Here is a 16,390-nt window from a genome sequence, read left to right as displayed (position 1 = left end):
TTCTCTCCTCCATAAAGAAAGGCCGCATATGCGACCCAGATGATGATTATAGATAGAGAACTCAATTGTGTTGTGACGGTTGGTGACAACAAGATTCACCAGATAAAAACAGGGGGAGCAACGGGAGGGGAGGGCCGGCAAGGGGTAGACAAAAAGAGGCCGACGTGATGGTCGGCCTCCTTGGTGTTTATCTCAACGGAATGTCGGGAGCCCGATCAATCCTCTTCAGCCCAACGGCGTGAACGCTCAACCGCTTTTTTCCAGCCGTTGTAGCGCTTGGCGCGATCGTCTCTGTCCATCTGCGGGATGAACTCGCGGTCCACGCTGAACTTGTCTTCCAGCTCGTCGGAGCTCTTCCAGAAGCCGACTGCCAGACCAGCCAGGAAGGCGGCGCCCATGGCGGTAGTCTCGATGCGGGTCGGACGTACCACCGGGGTGTGCATCATGTCAGCCTGGAACTGCATCAGGAAGTCGTTGGCCACGGCGCCGCCGTCTACCTTGAGGGCAGCCAGCTTGATGCCGGAGTCTTGCTGCATGGCATCCAGCACATCGCGGCTCTGATAGGCGATGGATTCCAGCGCGGCACGGATGATGTGGTTGCGGTTGGCGCCACGGGTCAGGCCGACCATGGTGCCGCGAGCATAGGGATCCCAGTAGGGCGCGCCTAGGCCGACGAAGGCCGGTACCAGATAGACGCCGTTGGTGTCACCCACCTTGGAGGCGAAGTAGTCGGTATCGCGGGCATCGTGAATGATCTTCAGCTCGTCACGCAGCCACTGGATGGTGGCGCCGCCCATAAACACCGCACCTTCCAGCGCGTAGTTCACTTCCCCTTTCGGGCCGATGGCAACGGTAGTCAGCAGGCCGTTGCTGGAGCGAACCGGCTCGGTGCCGGTGTTCATCAGCATGAAGCAGCCGGTGCCGTAGGTGTTCTTGGCCATCCCTTTTTCAAAGCAGAGCTGGCCGAACAGGGCAGACTGCTGGTCACCGGCGATACCGGCGATGGGGATGCGGGAGCCGCCACCACGGGTGGTGTAGCCGTACACTTCGGAAGAGGGTTTCACTTCCGGCAGCATGGACATGGGGATGCCCAGCTCGTCCAGCATTTTCTCGTCCCATTTCAGCTCGCGGATGTTGTAGAGCATGGTACGGGAGGCGTTGGTCGGGTCGGTGACGTGCACTTCGCCATTGGTCATCTTCCAGACCAGCCAGGTGTCGATGGTGCCGAACAGCAGCTCGCCGTTCATCGCCTTCTCGCGGGCACCTTCCACGTTGTCGAGGATCCACTTCACCTTGGTACCGGAGAAGTAGGCATCCAGCACCAGGCCGGTGTTCTCGCGAACATACTCTTCCAGACCGCGAGCTTTGAGCTCTTCGCAGATGGCGGCGGTGCGGCGGCACTGCCAGACGATGGCGTTGTAGATGGGCTTGCCGGTGGCCTTTTCCCATACCACTGTGGTTTCACGCTGGTTGGTGATACCGATGGCGGCGATCTCTTCGCTGCGCAGGCCAGTCTTGGCCAGCACTTCGGTAAAGACGGAGGATTGGGTCGCCCAGATCTCCATCGGGTCGTGCTCTACCCAGCCCGCTTTCGGGTAGTGCTGGGTGAATTCGCGCTGGGAGGTACCGACAATATTGGCATCCTGATCAAACACGATGGCGCGGGAAGAGGTGGTTCCCTGGTCCAGAGCGACGACATATTTCTTTTCAGCAGACATGATGTTCTCCACGTTTCTATTTTCCACGTTTTTATACGTTGGAGGGGGCCGCTCTTATGCGGCAGCCTCTTCTTTGGCGGTTTGGGTAGCTTGCTCGGTGGTGACGACACGGTTGCCCGGGACGCAGGGAGCCAGCACTTTGACATACAGAGCGGTACCAATCTGGGCGCCAACGATGGGGCCAAGGATCGGAACCCAGAAGTAGGGGTTGTCACGACCACCGGTCAGGGCAACATCACCCCAGCCAGCAAAGAACGCGAACAGTTTCGGACCAAAGTCACGGGCCGGGTTCATGGCAAAACCGGTTAACGGGCCAAGGGAGGCACCGATCACCGCGATCAGGATACCGATCAGCAGGGCGGCAGCGAAACCCTTGGGGGCGCCGTTGTTGTTGTCACCCAGCGCCATGATGCCCAGCATCAGGACAGCGGTGATCACCAGCTCGACGGCAAAAGCTTGCATGTTGGTCAGCAGGGCATTGGGGTAGGTGGAGAAGATCCCGGCGGTGCCGAGGCTCTCGACACTGCCGCGCACCACGTTATGGGTCACTTCCCACTGGGTGAAAAGGTTACCATAAAGGAAGTAGACAAGGGCGGCGAAGCAGAAGGCACCGGCCATCTGGGCGATGATGTAGGGCACCACCTTGCGCTTGTCGAACCCGCAGAAGGTCATCAGCGCCAGGGTTACAGCCGGGTTCAAGTGGGCACCTGAAATGCCGCCGGTCACATAGATGGCGATGGCCACACCCAGACCCCAGGTAATGGAGATTTCCCACTGCCCGAAGTTGGCGCCTGCCAGCACCAGTGCCGCCACACATCCGACGCCGAAAAATATCAGCAGGCCGGTTCCGATAAACTCGGCGATGCACTCGCCAAGCAGGGTATTGGGTCTTTGTATGCTCATACTTTTGTTCCTTATATCCACCCGTAGAGGTTTGATGTTCCGTTCTATCTTTTTGTGTCTATCCGTTGCTGCCGAAAACGTTTCCTTGTTGTTTTTGCGTCTTGCGCAAACTTTATGCTCGTTTGCGCTCGTTATCGGTCGTGACAGAAAATAACCCTTCCCGCTAATTTCACCATCCCCCCTCCATAGGAAATGTGGACAAGATCCCACTCATTGCTAAGAAAATGTGACGTAAAGCATCTTGATAACAGCCACTTACCACTTAGGGGGTAGCTTGCAACCCTTGCCACACAAGGGCTGGCGCTTGCTGAGCAATTTCTCATTTGGAGCTTTTATTTGTAATAAAACTGCAATATTTGAGCATGCATCACAGATTAAATGAGCGCATATGAGCACAATTGGCTCGCTTGCGAATCGGTGGACTCACATGATTCGTTGGAATGGTCAGGGCATCCTCAACCGCCCATAACAACAATAAGGAAGCAGAACATGCTTAGTCTCTTCAGGCCTGCGGCGCACATCGACAGGCTCCCGGCTGACAAGGTCGACCCCTTCTACAAACGCATGCGTTGGCAGGTGTTTTTCGGGATCTTCTTCGGTTACGCCGGCTACTATCTGGTACGGAAAAACTTCAGTCTGGCGATGCCCTATCTGATCGAGCAGGGCTTTTCCCGTGGTGATCTCGGTTTCGCGCTCTCCGGGGTCTCCATTGCCTATGGTCTCTCCAAATTTCTGATGGGGAACGTCTCTGACCGTTCCAACGCCCGTTACTTCCTCTCCGCCGGTCTGCTGCTCTCGGCTGCCATCATGTTCATGATGGGTACCATGCACTGGGCCACCTCCAGCATTGCCATCATGTTTGTGCTGTTGTTCCTGAACGGTTGGGCACAGGGCATGGGCTGGCCGCCCTGCGGTCGCACCATGGTGCATTGGTGGTCACAGAAAGAGCGCGGCGAAGTGGTTGCGGTCTGGAACGTGGCGCACAACGTGGGTGGCGGCATGATTGGCCCGCTGTTTATCCTCGGGATGGGTTGGTTCAACGACTGGCGCAGTGCCTTCTATGTGCCTGCGGCAGCGGCGGCCGCCATCGCAGTGATCGCCTTCTTCGTGATGCGTGATACCCCGCAATCGGTCGGTCTGCCTCCTATCGAGGAGTACAAGAACGACTATCCGAAGGATTACAACGAGAGCCACGAGCAGGAGTTCTCCGCCAAGGAGATCTTCGTCAAGTACGTGCTGCACAACAAACTGCTGTGGTATATCGCGATCGCCAACGCCTTCGTTTACCTCATTCGTTACGGTGTGCTGGACTGGGCGCCAACCTACCTGAAAGAGGCCAAGCACTTCACCGTCGACAACTCCTCCTGGGCTTACTTCCTCTACGAGTGGGCCGGTATTCCGGGCACCCTGCTGTGTGGCTGGATCTCTGACAAGATGTTCCAGGGCCGCCGAGCCCCGGCCGGTATCCTGTTCATGGTGCTGGTGACCCTGGCTGTGCTGGTTTACTGGTTCAACCCGGCCGGCAACCCGACCATCGACATGATGGCGCTGGTGGCTATCGGCTTCCTGATCTACGGCCCTGTCATGCTGATCGGCCTCTATGCTCTTGAGCTGGCACCGAAGAAAGCAGCCGGTACTGCGGCAGGTTTCACCGGTCTGTTCGGTTATCTGGGCGGCGCCGTGGCAGCCAACGCCATGCTGGGTTATACCGTTGACCATTTCGGTTGGGATGGCGGCTTCATGGTGCTGACTGTCTCCTGCGTGCTCTCCATCATCCTGCTGGCGATGACCCTCAAGCATGAGAACATTGCCGTTGCGGCCAAGAAAGCGGCTGCCCATAAGGCATAAAACGTGATCCTCAGCTTATTGATCCCAAAGGGGATCAGGTAAACTGCCAAAAGGCCCCGCATCTGCCGGGGCCTTTTTTTGTCTCATCATCGGAGTGCAAGCGTGAAGCAAACCCAACGACATCTGGAGATCCTGGACGTCCTGACGCGGCAGGGATTTGTCTCGACCGACGATCTGGTGACCCACTTTGACGTCAGCCCCCAGACCATTCGCCGGGATCTGAACGATCTCGCCGAACAGAACAAGATCCGGCGCCATCATGGCGGTGCCTCCCTGCATTCGAGTACCGTCAATACCGCCTACAGCGCCCGTAAAGTGATGCAACTCAAGGAGAAAGAGCGCATCGCCCGCGAGGTCGCGGCCAATATTCCCGACGGCTCATCGCTCTTTATCGACATAGGCACCACCACCGAAGCCATTGCCCGCGCTCTGCTCGATCACCGCGAGCTGCGCATCGTCACCAACAACCTCAACGTGGCCAGCATTCTGACGGCCAAGGATGACTTCACCGTCATCATCGCCGGTGGCGAGATCCGCAACCGCGATGGCGGCATCGTGGGGGAGGCGACCCGCGACTTTATCGGTCAGTTTCGCATGGACTATGGTGTCATCGGGATTTCGGGGATCGACAACGACGGCTCCCTGCTCGATTTCGACTATCACGAGGTGAAGATTGCCCAGGCCATCATCGCTCACTCCCGTCAGGTGTTCCTGGCCGCCGACCACACCAAGTTCGGTCGCAATGCCATGGTCAATCTGGGCAATCTCAGCCAGATCCACGCCCTCTTTACCGATCAGGAGCCACCGGAAAAGCTGACGCGATTGATGGCGCAACACCAGATCGCCTGCCACATCTGCTGACGGCGAAACACGCCAAGGCTGTGCCGGTCGCCCGTCAGGGCGGCCTCCTTTCTTTTTTTGTCTCCCATTCCTGCACTCATCTCACCCCTTTATGGGTATTGCCAAAACCACTATTCAATCTGGTTTTTTTGGCTAGTAACCCGCTGATTTCGGCCCGACGCCATTTGCTCAGCTGACCTGTCCTCTTTGCCACCTCTGGCGGGCTGTGGCGATCACACTTTCACCATAAAATGTTCGTTTGTTGTATTTTCATGTTCTAAAATGAGCGAAATCAAACATTGCTGTTATAGCAATCATAAAAATGAAAGTAGGTGAACATGAGCGAACATTATGATCTGGTCGTCGTCGGTGGCGGCATCAACGGGGTCGGCATCGCAGCCGATGCGGCAGGACGGGGTCTGAAGGTTGCCCTGTTTGAGGCGCAAGATCTCGCCTCTGCCACCTCGTCCAACTCCAGCAAGCTGATCCACGGCGGTTTGCGCTATCTCGAACATTACGAATTCCGGCTGGTGAAAGAGGCGTTGGCGGAGCGTGAGGTGCTGCTCGGTATGGCGCCTCACATTGCTCGTCCCATGCGTTTTCGCCTGCCGCACCGCCCGCACCTGCGTCCGGCCTGGATGATCCGCGCCGGTCTGTTCCTCTATGACAATCTGGCCAAGCGCGACAAGCTCAAGGGGAGCTGCGGTGTGCGCTTTCTGCCGCAAGATGGCTTGACCGCGGGGATCAACAAGGGGTTTGAATACTCGGACGCCTGGGTCGATGACGCCCGGCTGGTGGTACTCAATGCCATGATGGCCCGTGACAAGGGGGCCGACGTGCAGACCCGCACCCGTTGCATCAAGGCGGTGCGCGGTTCCAAACACTGGACGCTCACTTTGGAGCGGGAAGGGGGCGAGCAGTTCACCGTCACCTGCCGTGGTCTGGTCAATGCGGCGGGCCCCTGGGTCAAGACCTTCTACGACGAGAGCCTGCACGAGAAATCCCCCCGCGGCATTCGCCTTATTAAAGGCAGTCACATGATAGTGCCGCGCATCCACGAGCGCGAAGAGGCCTATATCCTGCAAAACGAAGACAACCGCATCGTCTTCGTCATCCCTTATCAGCAGGACTACTCACTCATCGGCACCACCGATGTGGAGCACCACGGCAGCCCGCGGGAAGCGAAGATCAGCGAGGCCGAAATTACCTACCTGTGCAAGGTGGTCAACGCCCACTTCACTCGCCAGATTGCGCCGAAAGATGTGATCTGGACTTACGCCGGGGTGCGCCCGCTCTGTGATGACGAGTCAGACTCGCCGCAGGCGGTGACCCGCGACTACACCCTCGAGCTCTCTGGCGAATCGGATGGTGCGCCGCTCTTGTCGGTGTTTGGCGGCAAACTCACCACCTATCGCAAGCTGGCGCAGGCCGCCTGCAACAAGCTCAAGCCCTGGTTCAGCCAGATGGGGGATGACTGGACGGCGACCAGCCGTCTGCCCGGCGGCGAGTTTGACTGCTCGGTACGCGAGCTGGCCCGCGCCTTTGCGCTGGAGTTTGACTGGCTCGATGATCGCAGCGCCCTGCGCATTGCCGAGGCCTATGGTGCCCATGCCCGTCTCTGGCTGAAAGAGGATCGCGGCATTCACTTCGGTGGCGGCCTGTACGAGTCGGAAGTGCGTTATCTCATCGAGCGGGAGTGGGCCTGTTCACTGGACGATATCCTCTGGCGCCGCAGCAAGCTGGGGCTGCGCCTGAACGAGTCAGAGCAGCAAATGCTGCAGATCTGGCTCGACCAATACCATCAGGCTCTGCGCAAGGCGAGCTGATGAGTGACTGTGGGCAGTGCGCTGCTGCCCACCGTAAATATGAAACAAACCTCTGATAGAACAATTACCTACACACAATAATAAAGAGCATCACATATGAAAAAACTCGCCGTTTCCCTCATCGCCTTGAGCCTTGGGGCCTCCCTCTCATTACCCGTGTTGGCTGCCGATGAAGGCAAGGTGGTTATCGCCCACCGTGGCGCTTCCGGCTACCTGCCCGAGCATACCCTGGAGTCCAAGGCGCTGGCATATGGCATGGGGGCCGATTATCTGGAGCAGGATCTGGTGATGACCAAGGATGACCAGCTGGTGGTGATGCACGATCACTTCCTCGATGGCATCACCGATGTGGCGGCGCGCTTCCCCGGTCGTGCCCGTCCGGACGGTCGTTACTATGTGGTGGATTTCACTCTGGATGAGGTGCGTTCCCTGCGTATGACCGAGCCATTCCAGCTGGTGGATGGCAAGCAGGTGCCGGTCTATCCGGCCCGCTTCCCGCTCTGGAAGTCAGACTTCAAGATCCACACCTTCCAGGAGGAGATCGAGATGATCCAGGGGCTCAACAAGAGCACCGGCAAGAACATCGGCATCTACCCGGAGATCAAGGCGCCCTGGTTGTTCCGCCACGAAGGCAAGGATATCTCCAAAGCAGTGCTGAAGGTGCTCAAGGAGTACGGCTATACCGGGAAGGATGACAAGGTCTATCTGCAGTGCTTCGATGCCGATGAACTCAAGCGCATCAACAGCGAGCTGATGCCCGCCATGGGTATGGATCTGAAACTGGTGCAGCTGATGGCCGAGACCGACTGGAACGAGACCATGGTCTACGACGCCAAGGGTAAGGCGACCCCCTACAACTATGACTGGATGTTCAAGCCGGGAGCGATGAAAACCATCGCCAGCTATGCCGAAGGGATTGGCCCGTGGAAACCGATGATCGTCACCGAGCCGGGCACTTTGGGCAAACCGGTCTTCACCGGTATGGTAAAAGAAGCCCATGCGGCGGGCCTGAAAGTTCACCCCTATACCTTCCGTCAGGATGAGGGGCAGATCCCGGCCTATGCCAAGGACTTTACCGATCTGCTCAACATCTTCCTCTATCAAGCCGATGTGGACGGGGTGTTCAGCGACTTCCCTGACAAGGCGGTGGCCGTCATCAAGGCCCATCAAGAGGCGGCCAAATAGCACTCTGGCGCCATTTGGATGCAAAGCGAGGCCAATTGGCCTCGCTTTTTGTTTCAGGTTCCTGTAACGGGAGTGTGCGCCCTGTCAGAAAATAGCCAGATCACGTCATGGTGTGCCGGATCTGCATCATTTTACGCAGTTTTTACGTAGCAGATCGCTGGCATGAAATCGGCAGAGCGGTTAGTCTAGCGGCGTTGAACCAACCCCATGAGGTACAGATGAAAACCGTATTGCGTTTTAGCCTGCTGGGCGCCTTGTTGCTGGGTGGCCATGCCTTCGCCGCCGAGCCGAAAAAATTTGATATCAGCATGTTCCCAGCCGCTGACGTGAATCAGGAACGTGTGGTGATCCGCCTGCCTGAAGTCGAGAAAGAAGCCGACATGATGGTCGAGCTGCAGGTCGGCAAAAAGATGATGGTTGATTGCAACGTACCGCGTTTTGCAGGCAACCTGGAACAGCACAGCGTCAAAGGTTGGGGCTACAACTACCTGAAGCTGGGCAAAGTCTCCGACCCCATCAGCACCCTGATGATGTGCCCGGATAACCAGCAGAAAGAGACCTTCGTCCAGATCTACGGTCAGGGCTTCTTCGTGAACTACAACTCAAAACTGCCGTTCGTGATTTACGTGCCGCAGGAGTATGAAGTGCGCTACCGTCTGTGGCGTGCCGACAACCTGGCCCAACCGGCCATGATTGAGTAAGCATGTTTGAACCAAAGGTTCAGCTGGTTCATCTGATGTGATAAATAAAGCGCCGTATGGCGCTTTATTTTTGCCTGCACAGTCCAAAAAGTGACGTGCAAATTGGCTGCACGTTTACATAAGTTTATTATTTATCAACGTTTTTTGTGTGTTATGCCACAAAATCGGCGTCAGCGATGGGGCAAAGTGACTTCGATAAAAGATATTTATTAACATAGTGAGAAAATTGATTTTGCACTCGGCGATGGCCTGATGATACTTGCCCGCAAAGGTCAAACTAACCAGAAAAAAGAGCACTATGAGCTTCGAATCAGACAAGCGTTTCAACGACTTCAAACATTTTCCCCGTGGCCTGCGTCGCAGTGGTGAATTCACTGTGGCCGAAGCGGACAGTCTGGAAAAGTATGGTACCGCCATGCTGGCACTCTACCAGGGCAACCTTGCACCCCGTGACGATGTCGAGTCCGCCTTCGTCGAGCAGGTCAAATCCGGCACAGCCGGTGCCAACCCCCATGCCAAGGTGTGGTTCAAGTACCTCAAGGTGATCGGTCCCAAGCGTGTTCATCGCCTCTGCACCGTTGTTGGTGGTGCCAGCGAAGAGAGCAGCGGTGGCGGCAGCTTTGATGTCGGTGGTGGCAGCGGCGGTGGCAGTGACGAGTCCATCGATTAATGGATACCGAGCTGCTTCGGACCTTTATCGAGGTGAGCAAGACCCGGCATTTTGGCCGGGCTGCTGAAAATCTCTACCTGACCCAGTCGGCGGTGAGTTTCCGGATCCGCCAGCTAGAGCAGCAACTGGGTGTCAGTCTGTTTGCCCGTCATCGCAACAACATCCGCCTGACCGCCTCCGGTGAGCGTCTGCTGCCCTACGCAGACGCCATCTTGCACACCCTTGGCCGTGCCAAGCAGGATGTGGCGCTCTCGCCGGGATTCAGCCAGCAGTTGGCCATCGGCGCGCCCGCGGTGTTTTGGGAGCTCGATTTCAACGAGTGGCTCAACCACATCTATGCGCTGGCGCCCGGTTTGGCGGTACGGCTGGAAACGGCTTCCCGCGAGCACCTCTGCCGTCAGTTGCTTGAGCGCTCCCTCGATCTGGCCCTGCTCTCCGAGCCCACCAAGATCGACGAGATCGCCCTGCATCCCATCGGTGAGCTGGTATTCGAGCTGGTGAGCCGGGATCCGGCCGCCAATGCCGACAACCTGATGCAGATGCCGCATATCCATCTCGACTGGGGCACCAGCTTCGAGCCGCAACCCAGCCGTTTGCAGAGCCTGCAAAAGACCCCGGTGCTGCACTCCAGCTCCGCCAGCATGGCGTTGCAGTTCGTGCTGGCCAACGGTGGGGCTGCCTACCTGCCACGGCGAATGGTCAGCCCCTTCCTCGAGAAGGGGGCGCTCCATCTGGTGGAGGGGGGCCAGCCGCTGAGCCGTCCGCTCTATCTCGCCTATCTGGAGAAATCCGATCGCCGGGAGCTGATCGATCAGCTGCTGACCCTGCCACTGGGTTGGCACGATGCCGAACTGCGCCTCAACGTCGATTAAGCGTCGAGTGTTATCCAAGGAAGAGCCCACCCCACGGTGGGCTCTTCTGTTTGGGGAAAATTGCAGGGAGCGAGGTCACGTAATTGGCGCGGGAGGCTTGGCGTCATCGGCCTGTAACGGTACCTTTTCAGGCTGTTTATCCGATTGAGCACTGACAGGGATGGATTGTAATTGATCGACTTTAGTCACCCCGAATGGCGGGCGCTGGCGCAGCAGTTGCTGAGCCACTCACCTGTGGTGATCCGTGGCCGCCAGTGGCAACCGCTGGTGGGCCTGCTCAAGGATAACCAGCTGCTGCTCGCCCATGGCAGCCACAGCTATGAGCTCACCCCGGCCGGGCGGCGCTATCTCACCCGCGAGCTGATGCTGGCCGAGATCGCCACCGCGCCCCCCGAGCCCGAGGAGTGGTTGCATGCTCAGGGCTGGCAATTGGGGGAGCTGGTCAACGAACGGGTGCTGGCGGCGCTCTATCGCAAGAGCGAAGTGAACTTCACCCCCAACGAGCAGATTGATTTCGAGGACAAGGGGATCCGGCTCTGCGCCGATCAGCTGTTGCGCTTGCGCGCCGCCCAGCCGTTCAGCCTCTTTTTCAGCGGCGGCACCCTGATCGACGCAGCCCCCTGGTTGCAGGCGCTGGGGGAGGTGGCGCTGCCCGAGCGCACCCTGGCGGGTCTTGGCAAGATCCTGTGGGGGGAGGGGAGTATCGAGCGGGTGATCACCACCGACAGCGTTGGCGCCTTTGCCGAGTTGCCCCTTGATCCCGGCACCTTGCTGGTGTGGGCCCCTCCATCGGCTCCCCTTGCCTTGCAGCAGGTGGTGGCCGCCTTGCCCCCCAATGTGCTGTGGAGTCATCTCACCGCTCTCGACCCCGCCGGGGTGGATCGGCTGCAGGCGCTGGCCCAGCGGCTGGGGCGTCCGGCCAGCTGGTGGTTGCCCCGTGATCTGGCCCCCATCCTTAGCGCGTATGCCCAACCTTTGACTGAAGCCCGGCCCTGGGAACCGAGCCGGATCCCCAAGCCATTGTTAGCAGTTTGTAGCGGTTTGGTTGAGTCCAATGGTGGCTTGTCGGCCGAGGTGTGTGCGCTGGCGCCAGCGTGGCATGCCGTTGGTTGAAATTGGCCTGAAAGCGAGCCAAAAAGCGGTTTTCCCCCATTGAACGCGGTGATATAAAGAGTTGACGAAGCGCTCGCCAGATGAGCGCTTTTGTTTATCAAGCCGCTTTGCCACCCAACGAACTCAACGGAATACAGGGAATACCATGTTTGAAAAGGTTGTTGCCGCCCCAGCGGATCCGATCCTGGGCCTGACCGAAGCCTTCCGCGCTGACTCTCGCAGCCACAAGATCAATCTGGGCGTAGGGATCTACAAGGACGAGTCCGGTGCCACCCCCATTCTTCACTGCGTCAAGAAAGCCGAGCAGAAGCTGCTGACCGACGAGAAGACCAAGAACTACCTCGGTATTGAAGGCAATATCGAATATGGCCGCATCGTGCAGCAACTGCTGTTCGGGCAGCACTCCGCGCTGGCCGCCAGCGGCCGCGCCAAGACGGCGCAAGCGCCGGGCGGTACCGGTGCCCTGCGCATCGCGGCAGAATTTGTAGTGCGCAACGGTCTGGCCAAGACCATCTGGATCTCCGATCCCACCTGGGCCAACCACGTCAGCGTATTCCAGGCCGCGGGCCTGACCGTCAAGTGGTACAAATACTACGACGCCGCCACCAAGGGGCTCGACTTCGCCGCCATGCAGGCCTCGCTCGCCGAAGTGCAACCGGGTGAGCTGGTGCTGCTGCACGGCTGCTGCCACAACCCGACCGGTATCGACCCCACAGCTGATCAGTGGCGCGCGCTGGCCAAGCAGAGTGCTGCCGCCGGCTGGTTGCCGCTGTTTGACTTCGCCTATCAGGGTTTTGCCCGTGGTATTGAAGAGGATGCCGAAGGCCTGCGCATCTTCGCCGAGTGCCATGACGAGCTGCTGGTGGCGAGCTCTTTCTCCAAGAACTTCGGCCTCTATAACGAGCGGGTCGGCGCCTTCACGCTGGTCAGCGCGACCAAGGAGATCGCCGACGTGGCCTTCACTCAGGTCAAGACCGTCATTCGTGCCAACTACTCCAACCCGCCGTCACACGGCGCCGCTGTGGTCACCGCCGTGGTGAGCGATCCGGCTCTCTATGCCGAGTGGGTCGAAGAAGTGGCGGCCATGCGGGTGCGTATTCGCGAGATGCGCGAGCTGCTGGTCGAGAAGCTGGCTGCCCTCGGCGTGAGCCAGGATTTCAGCTTTATCCGCGAGCAGAACGGCATGTTCTCCTTCTCCGGTCTCACCAAGGATCAGGTGGAGCGCCTCAAGAGCGAATTTGCCATCTACATCGTCGGCTCAGGCCGGATCAGCGTAGCCGGTATTACCCGCGCCAATATAGATCCCCTGTGCGAGGCGATCGCCAAGGTGCTGTAATCGCATTGCCTTGTGCTCTGGCACTATGCCATGAAAAAGCCCGTCACCTTGGTGACGGGCTTTTTTGATCGCCAACGGCTGATCGCCAAATAAGGGTAAGGGCGGCTCAGTGGTGGCGGGCACCTTGCCACAGTTTGCGCAGTTGCAGCAGCAGCGCGGTCAGGCCGCCGCCGCTCAGGGCGGTGAGTACCGCCAGCAGCAGGCTGCCGAGCAGGAAAGGAGGCACCAGGGTGGCTGCCTCCTGCTCCAGCCAGTGCAGGGTCCAAGTGAGGTGGAAAGGCTCCGGCGTCTTGTGCAGCACCAGACAGCCGGTGCGATAGGCATACAGGTACATGAAGGGGAGGGTGAGCGGGTTGTTGAACCAGACCGCCAGCAGCGCCAGCGGCAGGTTGAGGCTGAACGCCAGCGCCAGCCCGACTGCGATGAGCGAATGCATCGGGATGGGGAACCAGCAGGCGAAGATCCCGGCTGCTACCGCGCCGCTCAGCGCGCGGGTTCCCCCTTGCCAGAGGGCTGGGGCAAGCAGTCGCTCACCAAACAGGGCAAACCACTTCTGCTGGCGCAGGGTATCGGGATCGAGCTTGAAGCGGGCAAACCAGCGACTCAGCATGGGCGGGCCATCTTGCGTTTTTGCCACTGGCGCACCGTGCTGATCCGCCAGAAGGTGCGGATCAGGGTGTAGCCGATAAGGGAACTGAGCAGGGCCAGGATCAGCGAGCCCAGCAACAGCGGTGGTGCCACTGTGCCCAGTACCGAGACCAGCCACTCCCAGGTGAACTCAATCTCTATCTGCTGCGCCGAATGTCCCAGCAACTGGCAACCCACCAGATAGGCGCCATAGAGCAGGGGCGGCATGGTAAAGGGGTTGGAGAGCCAGACCAGCGCCACCGAGAGCGGCAGATTGACCCGGCACAGGATGGCGCCACCGGCGGCCAGCAGCATCTGGCAGGGGAGCGGCACCCAGGCCATGAAGAGGCCCACCGCAAAGGCCCCGGCGGCCGAGCGGCGGTTGAGGTGCCAGAGGTTGGCATCGAGCAGCAGTTTGCCAAACAGCCGCAGGTGCTTGTGTTCTTTAAGGGTTTGCTGATCGGGCATCCAGCGTTTAATGAGTCGTTTGGGCATATTGAAACCTTGCTAAATACTTGCTCCATGGATCTGCGTCTGTTGTCGTTTGCCCTGGGGGCAAGCTCCTCACTGCTCTGGCCATGGTTACCTTCACTCGCATGGGGGGGCCTGTTGCTGTCCCTGCTGATCCCCCTTGCATATTGCCGAGCCTGGCGGTGGCTGTTTCTCATGCTCGGCATCCTCTGGATGCAGGCCAATCTTGCCTATCGGCTGGCCTGGCTGGAGCGGTTGGGCGATCAGACGAGCCACATGATAACCGCAGAGCTGCAAAGTGCAGAGCCCGAGGGGGATAAATTTGTCCGGCTGCTGCTGCGGGTGAGCACCCTCGACGAGCAACCGGTGACACCTGAGCCCCTGAGCCGGGTCAATGCCTATCAGGCATTACCCGCCATGACAGTGGGCAGCCGGATCACCCTGGTGACCTCGTTGAAACCGGCTCACGGTCTGGCCAACGAGGCGGGGCTGGATGGGCGGCGTCTGCTGCTGGGCAAGGGGATCACCGCTACCGGCAATTTGCGCCGGGTGATCGACATTCAACAGGCACCTGCGGGGTGGCGTGAACGCTGGTTGGGGGCCGCGACCGAGAGTTGGCGCCCGCTTGACCATGCCACCTTGCTGGTGGCGCTCACTTTTGGCGAGCAGAGCGGCATCACGGATGCCCAGTGGGAGCTGTTTCGCGGCAGTGGTCTGACCCATATCATCGCTATTTCAGGGCAACACATCGCGCTGGTGGCGGTGCTTGGGTGGTGGTTGGGCAGGCTGTTTGGTCTGCGCGGCGCCATCATCACCTCCCTGCTGTTTGCCGCCGTCTACAGCGCGTTGGCCGGATTTGCGGTGGCGACCGAACGGGCTCTGATCATGGTGCTGGTTTGGAGTGTATTGCGCTGGAGCCGGCGAGAGTGGCCGGCCTGGCGCATCTGGCTGTGGGCCTTTGTGGTATTGACCCTCTGGGATCCCTTAGCCCTCTATTCGGCCGGCTTCTGGCTCTCGTTTCTGGCGGTGGCCATCTTGCTGCTGGTGGGATATGTCCACGACAAGCCGGGGCTCTGGCAGATCCAGCTCTGGCTGCTGCTCGGTCTGCTGCCGCTGCAACTGGCGTTGTTCGAGGGGATAGCGCCCCTTGCCATGGTGATCAACCTGCTGGCGGTGCCGCTCTTTTGTATCGCTATCATCCCGCTGGCGCTGATCGGTGTGCTGCTGGCGCCGCTATCCACCTCGCTCGCCTACGGCCTGTTCTGGCTGGCGGATCTGGGGCTCGGGTGGGTGCTGACGATCCTGAGCTGGCTTTCCGATCAACTGCAACTGTGGTGGCCACTGCCCGGCTGGTGGCTGCCGCTCTGCACCCTGCTGTTGCTGCTCTGGTTCGCCGCACAGTGGCGCCCGGCACGCTGGCTCTGGCTACCGGGTCTGTGTGCGCTGTTGCTGGCGCTCTGGCCAACGCCTGCCCGCTGGCAACTGCGGGTGCTGGATGTGGGGCAGGGGCTGGCGGTGCTGATCAGCAAGGGGGAGCGTGCCATTCTCTATGACACAGGTGATCGCTATCCCGGAGGCTATAACATGGCGGACGCGGTGATCCTGCCCCAGCTGAGCCATCTGGGGATCCGGGTCATCGATCGCCTCATCATCAGCCACAAGGATCGGGATCATGCCGGCAATCGCAAGCGACTGCTCAGCGCCATGCCGGTGCGCTACGAGCTCTCCTCTTACCCCTTCAGTGAGGGAACAACGCTCTGCCAGCGTGGGCAACAGTGGCGCTGGCAGGGGCTCTCGTTTGCAGTGCTCTGGCCCGAGCGCCCCGGTGGCGGGCGCAATAACGATGGTTGCGTGGTGCGTATCAGCGATGGGCAGCGCAGCATATTGCTGAGTGCCGATATCGAACGGCAGGCAGAGCTGAGACTGGTGGCGCTGGAGGGGGAGGGGTTGGCCAGCACCTTGCTGGTGAGCCCCCATCATGGCAGTCGCACCTCCTCCACGCCCCCGTTTGTCGCGGCGGTGGCGGCAAAGGAGGTGATCCACAGCGCCGGTTTTATGAATCAGTGGGGCTTTCCCCGTCCCGATGTAGTGGCCCGCTATCGGGATGCCCGCCAGTGGATCACCGGTCAGCAAGGGGCGATGCTGGTCGAACCCACCGCAGCGGGCTTGAGCGTCACCGCCGAGCGAGATCTGGGGCCCTGGTACCGGCGCAGTGGTGAGTGGTGGCGACCGCGAGTGTGGTTTGAGCAATAATCCGCCATTTCTGCCGTGGAGGAATGC

14 protein-coding genes are annotated in these 16,390 nt (G+C 59.5%); 10 read left to right on the top strand and 4 right to left on the bottom strand.

What is annotated here, in order from left to right; translation table 11 throughout:
- Window positions 1–215: 215 nt before the first annotated feature.
- Window positions 216–1,718, bottom strand: a complete 1,503-nt coding sequence (gene glpK, locus G5193_RS16320) for a glycerol kinase GlpK (RefSeq protein WP_204477386.1) — start codon at window positions 1,716–1,718, stop codon at window positions 216–218.
- Between the two features lie 54 nt (window positions 1,719–1,772).
- The gene (locus G5193_RS16315; RefSeq protein WP_005350866.1) at window positions 1,773–2,621 is read right to left on the bottom strand and encodes an MIP/aquaporin family protein; all 849 of its coding nucleotides are present in this window, start codon (window positions 2,619–2,621) and stop codon (window positions 1,773–1,775) included.
- A 489-nt stretch (window positions 2,622–3,110) separates the two neighbouring features.
- Between G5193_RS16315 and glpT the strand changes: the two genes are divergently transcribed.
- From glpT to G5193_RS16270, 9 genes are all read left to right on the top strand, one after another.
- Entirely contained in the window at window positions 3,111–4,469 is a 1,359-nt protein-coding gene (glpT, locus tag G5193_RS16310) for a glycerol-3-phosphate transporter (RefSeq protein WP_005337540.1), read from the top strand.
- Between the two features lie 102 nt (window positions 4,470–4,571).
- Complete coding sequence (locus tag G5193_RS16305) at window positions 4,572–5,330, top strand: DeoR/GlpR family transcriptional regulator (protein WP_005347045.1); 759 nt, start codon at window positions 4,572–4,574, stop codon at window positions 5,328–5,330.
- A gap of 317 nt (window positions 5,331–5,647) precedes the next feature.
- The gene (glpD, locus tag G5193_RS16300) at window positions 5,648–7,135 is read left to right on the top strand and encodes a glycerol-3-phosphate dehydrogenase (protein ID WP_005350869.1); all 1,488 of its coding nucleotides are present in this window, start codon (window positions 5,648–5,650) and stop codon (window positions 7,133–7,135) included.
- A 96-nt stretch (window positions 7,136–7,231) separates the two neighbouring features.
- The gene (glpQ, locus tag G5193_RS16295; protein ID WP_005337531.1) at window positions 7,232–8,320 is read left to right on the top strand and encodes a glycerophosphodiester phosphodiesterase; all 1,089 of its coding nucleotides are present in this window, start codon (window positions 7,232–7,234) and stop codon (window positions 8,318–8,320) included.
- Between the two features lie 218 nt (window positions 8,321–8,538).
- The gene (gene eco, locus G5193_RS16290; RefSeq protein ID WP_005337529.1) at window positions 8,539–9,021 is read left to right on the top strand and encodes a serine protease inhibitor ecotin; all 483 of its coding nucleotides are present in this window, start codon (window positions 8,539–8,541) and stop codon (window positions 9,019–9,021) included.
- 298 nt (window positions 9,022–9,319) lie between these two features.
- Entirely contained in the window at window positions 9,320–9,691 is a 372-nt protein-coding gene (gene maoP / locus G5193_RS16285) for a DUF413 domain-containing protein (RefSeq protein WP_421206445.1), read from the top strand.
- Complete coding sequence (hdfR, locus tag G5193_RS16280) at window positions 9,691–10,563, top strand: HTH-type transcriptional regulator HdfR (protein ID WP_421206443.1); 873 nt, start codon at window positions 9,691–9,693, stop codon at window positions 10,561–10,563. Before maoP ends, hdfR begins: the two co-directional genes overlap by 1 nt.
- A gap of 171 nt (window positions 10,564–10,734) precedes the next feature.
- A complete protein-coding gene (locus G5193_RS16275; RefSeq protein ID WP_421206441.1) occupies window positions 10,735–11,676 on the top strand; it encodes a hypothetical protein in 942 nt (313 codons plus the stop codon).
- Between the two features lie 145 nt (window positions 11,677–11,821).
- On the top strand, window positions 11,822–13,012 hold the full coding sequence (locus tag G5193_RS16270; protein ID WP_421206439.1) for an amino acid aminotransferase: 1,191 nt from the start codon (window positions 11,822–11,824) through the stop codon (window positions 13,010–13,012).
- A gap of 106 nt (window positions 13,013–13,118) precedes the next feature.
- Here G5193_RS16270 and G5193_RS16265 read toward each other — a convergent pair whose 3' ends face one another.
- Window positions 13,119–13,622 carry a DUF2062 domain-containing protein gene (locus G5193_RS16265; protein ID WP_421206504.1) on the bottom strand — a complete coding sequence of 168 codons (504 nt, stop codon included), beginning with the start codon at window positions 13,620–13,622 and terminating at the stop codon, window positions 13,119–13,121.
- On the bottom strand, window positions 13,616–14,134 hold the full coding sequence (locus G5193_RS16260) for a DUF2062 domain-containing protein (RefSeq protein ID WP_005350890.1): 519 nt from the start codon (window positions 14,132–14,134) through the stop codon (window positions 13,616–13,618). The genes G5193_RS16265 and G5193_RS16260 overlap by 7 nt, the downstream gene beginning before the upstream one ends.
- Before the next feature lie 27 nt (window positions 14,135–14,161).
- Here G5193_RS16260 and G5193_RS16255 point away from each other — a divergent pair, with 27 nt between their 5' ends.
- Window positions 14,162–16,363, top strand: a complete 2,202-nt coding sequence (locus G5193_RS16255; RefSeq protein WP_421206437.1) for a DNA internalization-related competence protein ComEC/Rec2 — start codon at window positions 14,162–14,164, stop codon at window positions 16,361–16,363.
- Window positions 16,364–16,390: the final 27 nt, after the last annotated feature.

Source organism: Aeromonas sp. 601027, assembly GCF_049174455.1.
Lineage (GTDB): Bacteria > Pseudomonadota > Gammaproteobacteria > Enterobacterales > Aeromonadaceae > Aeromonas > Aeromonas veronii_A.
Note: the sequence above shows the minus strand (reverse complement) of the source record. Positions and strands in the feature narration are given on the sequence as shown.

Excerpts from the sequence above, each read along its gene's own strand:
- G5193_RS16260 (WP_005350890.1), bottom strand. The coding sequence starts at position 14,134 with ATGCCCAAACGACTCATTAAACGCTGGATGCCCGATCAGCAAACCCTT.
- G5193_RS16315 (WP_005350866.1), bottom strand. The coding sequence starts at position 2,621 with ATGAGCATACAAAGACCCAATACCCTGCTTGGCGAGTGCATCGCCGAG.
- glpD (WP_005350869.1), top strand. The coding sequence starts at position 5,648 with ATGAGCGAACATTATGATCTGGTCGTCGTCGGTGGCGGCATCAACGGG.
- eco (WP_005337529.1), top strand. The coding sequence starts at position 8,539 with ATGAAAACCGTATTGCGTTTTAGCCTGCTGGGCGCCTTGTTGCTGGGT.
- G5193_RS16270 (WP_421206439.1), top strand. The coding sequence starts at position 11,822 with ATGTTTGAAAAGGTTGTTGCCGCCCCAGCGGATCCGATCCTGGGCCTG.
- G5193_RS16265 (WP_421206504.1), bottom strand. The coding sequence starts at position 13,622 with ATGCTGAGTCGCTGGTTTGCCCGCTTCAAGCTCGATCCCGATACCCTG.
- G5193_RS16255 (WP_421206437.1), top strand. The coding sequence starts at position 14,162 with ATGGATCTGCGTCTGTTGTCGTTTGCCCTGGGGGCAAGCTCCTCACTG.
- glpQ (WP_005337531.1), top strand. The coding sequence starts at position 7,232 with ATGAAAAAACTCGCCGTTTCCCTCATCGCCTTGAGCCTTGGGGCCTCC.
- glpT (WP_005337540.1), top strand. The coding sequence starts at position 3,111 with ATGCTTAGTCTCTTCAGGCCTGCGGCGCACATCGACAGGCTCCCGGCT.
- glpK (WP_204477386.1), bottom strand. The coding sequence starts at position 1,718 with ATGTCTGCTGAAAAGAAATATGTCGTCGCTCTGGACCAGGGAACCACC.
- maoP (WP_421206445.1), top strand. The coding sequence starts at position 9,320 with ATGAGCTTCGAATCAGACAAGCGTTTCAACGACTTCAAACATTTTCCC.
- hdfR (WP_421206443.1), top strand. The coding sequence starts at position 9,691 with ATGGATACCGAGCTGCTTCGGACCTTTATCGAGGTGAGCAAGACCCGG.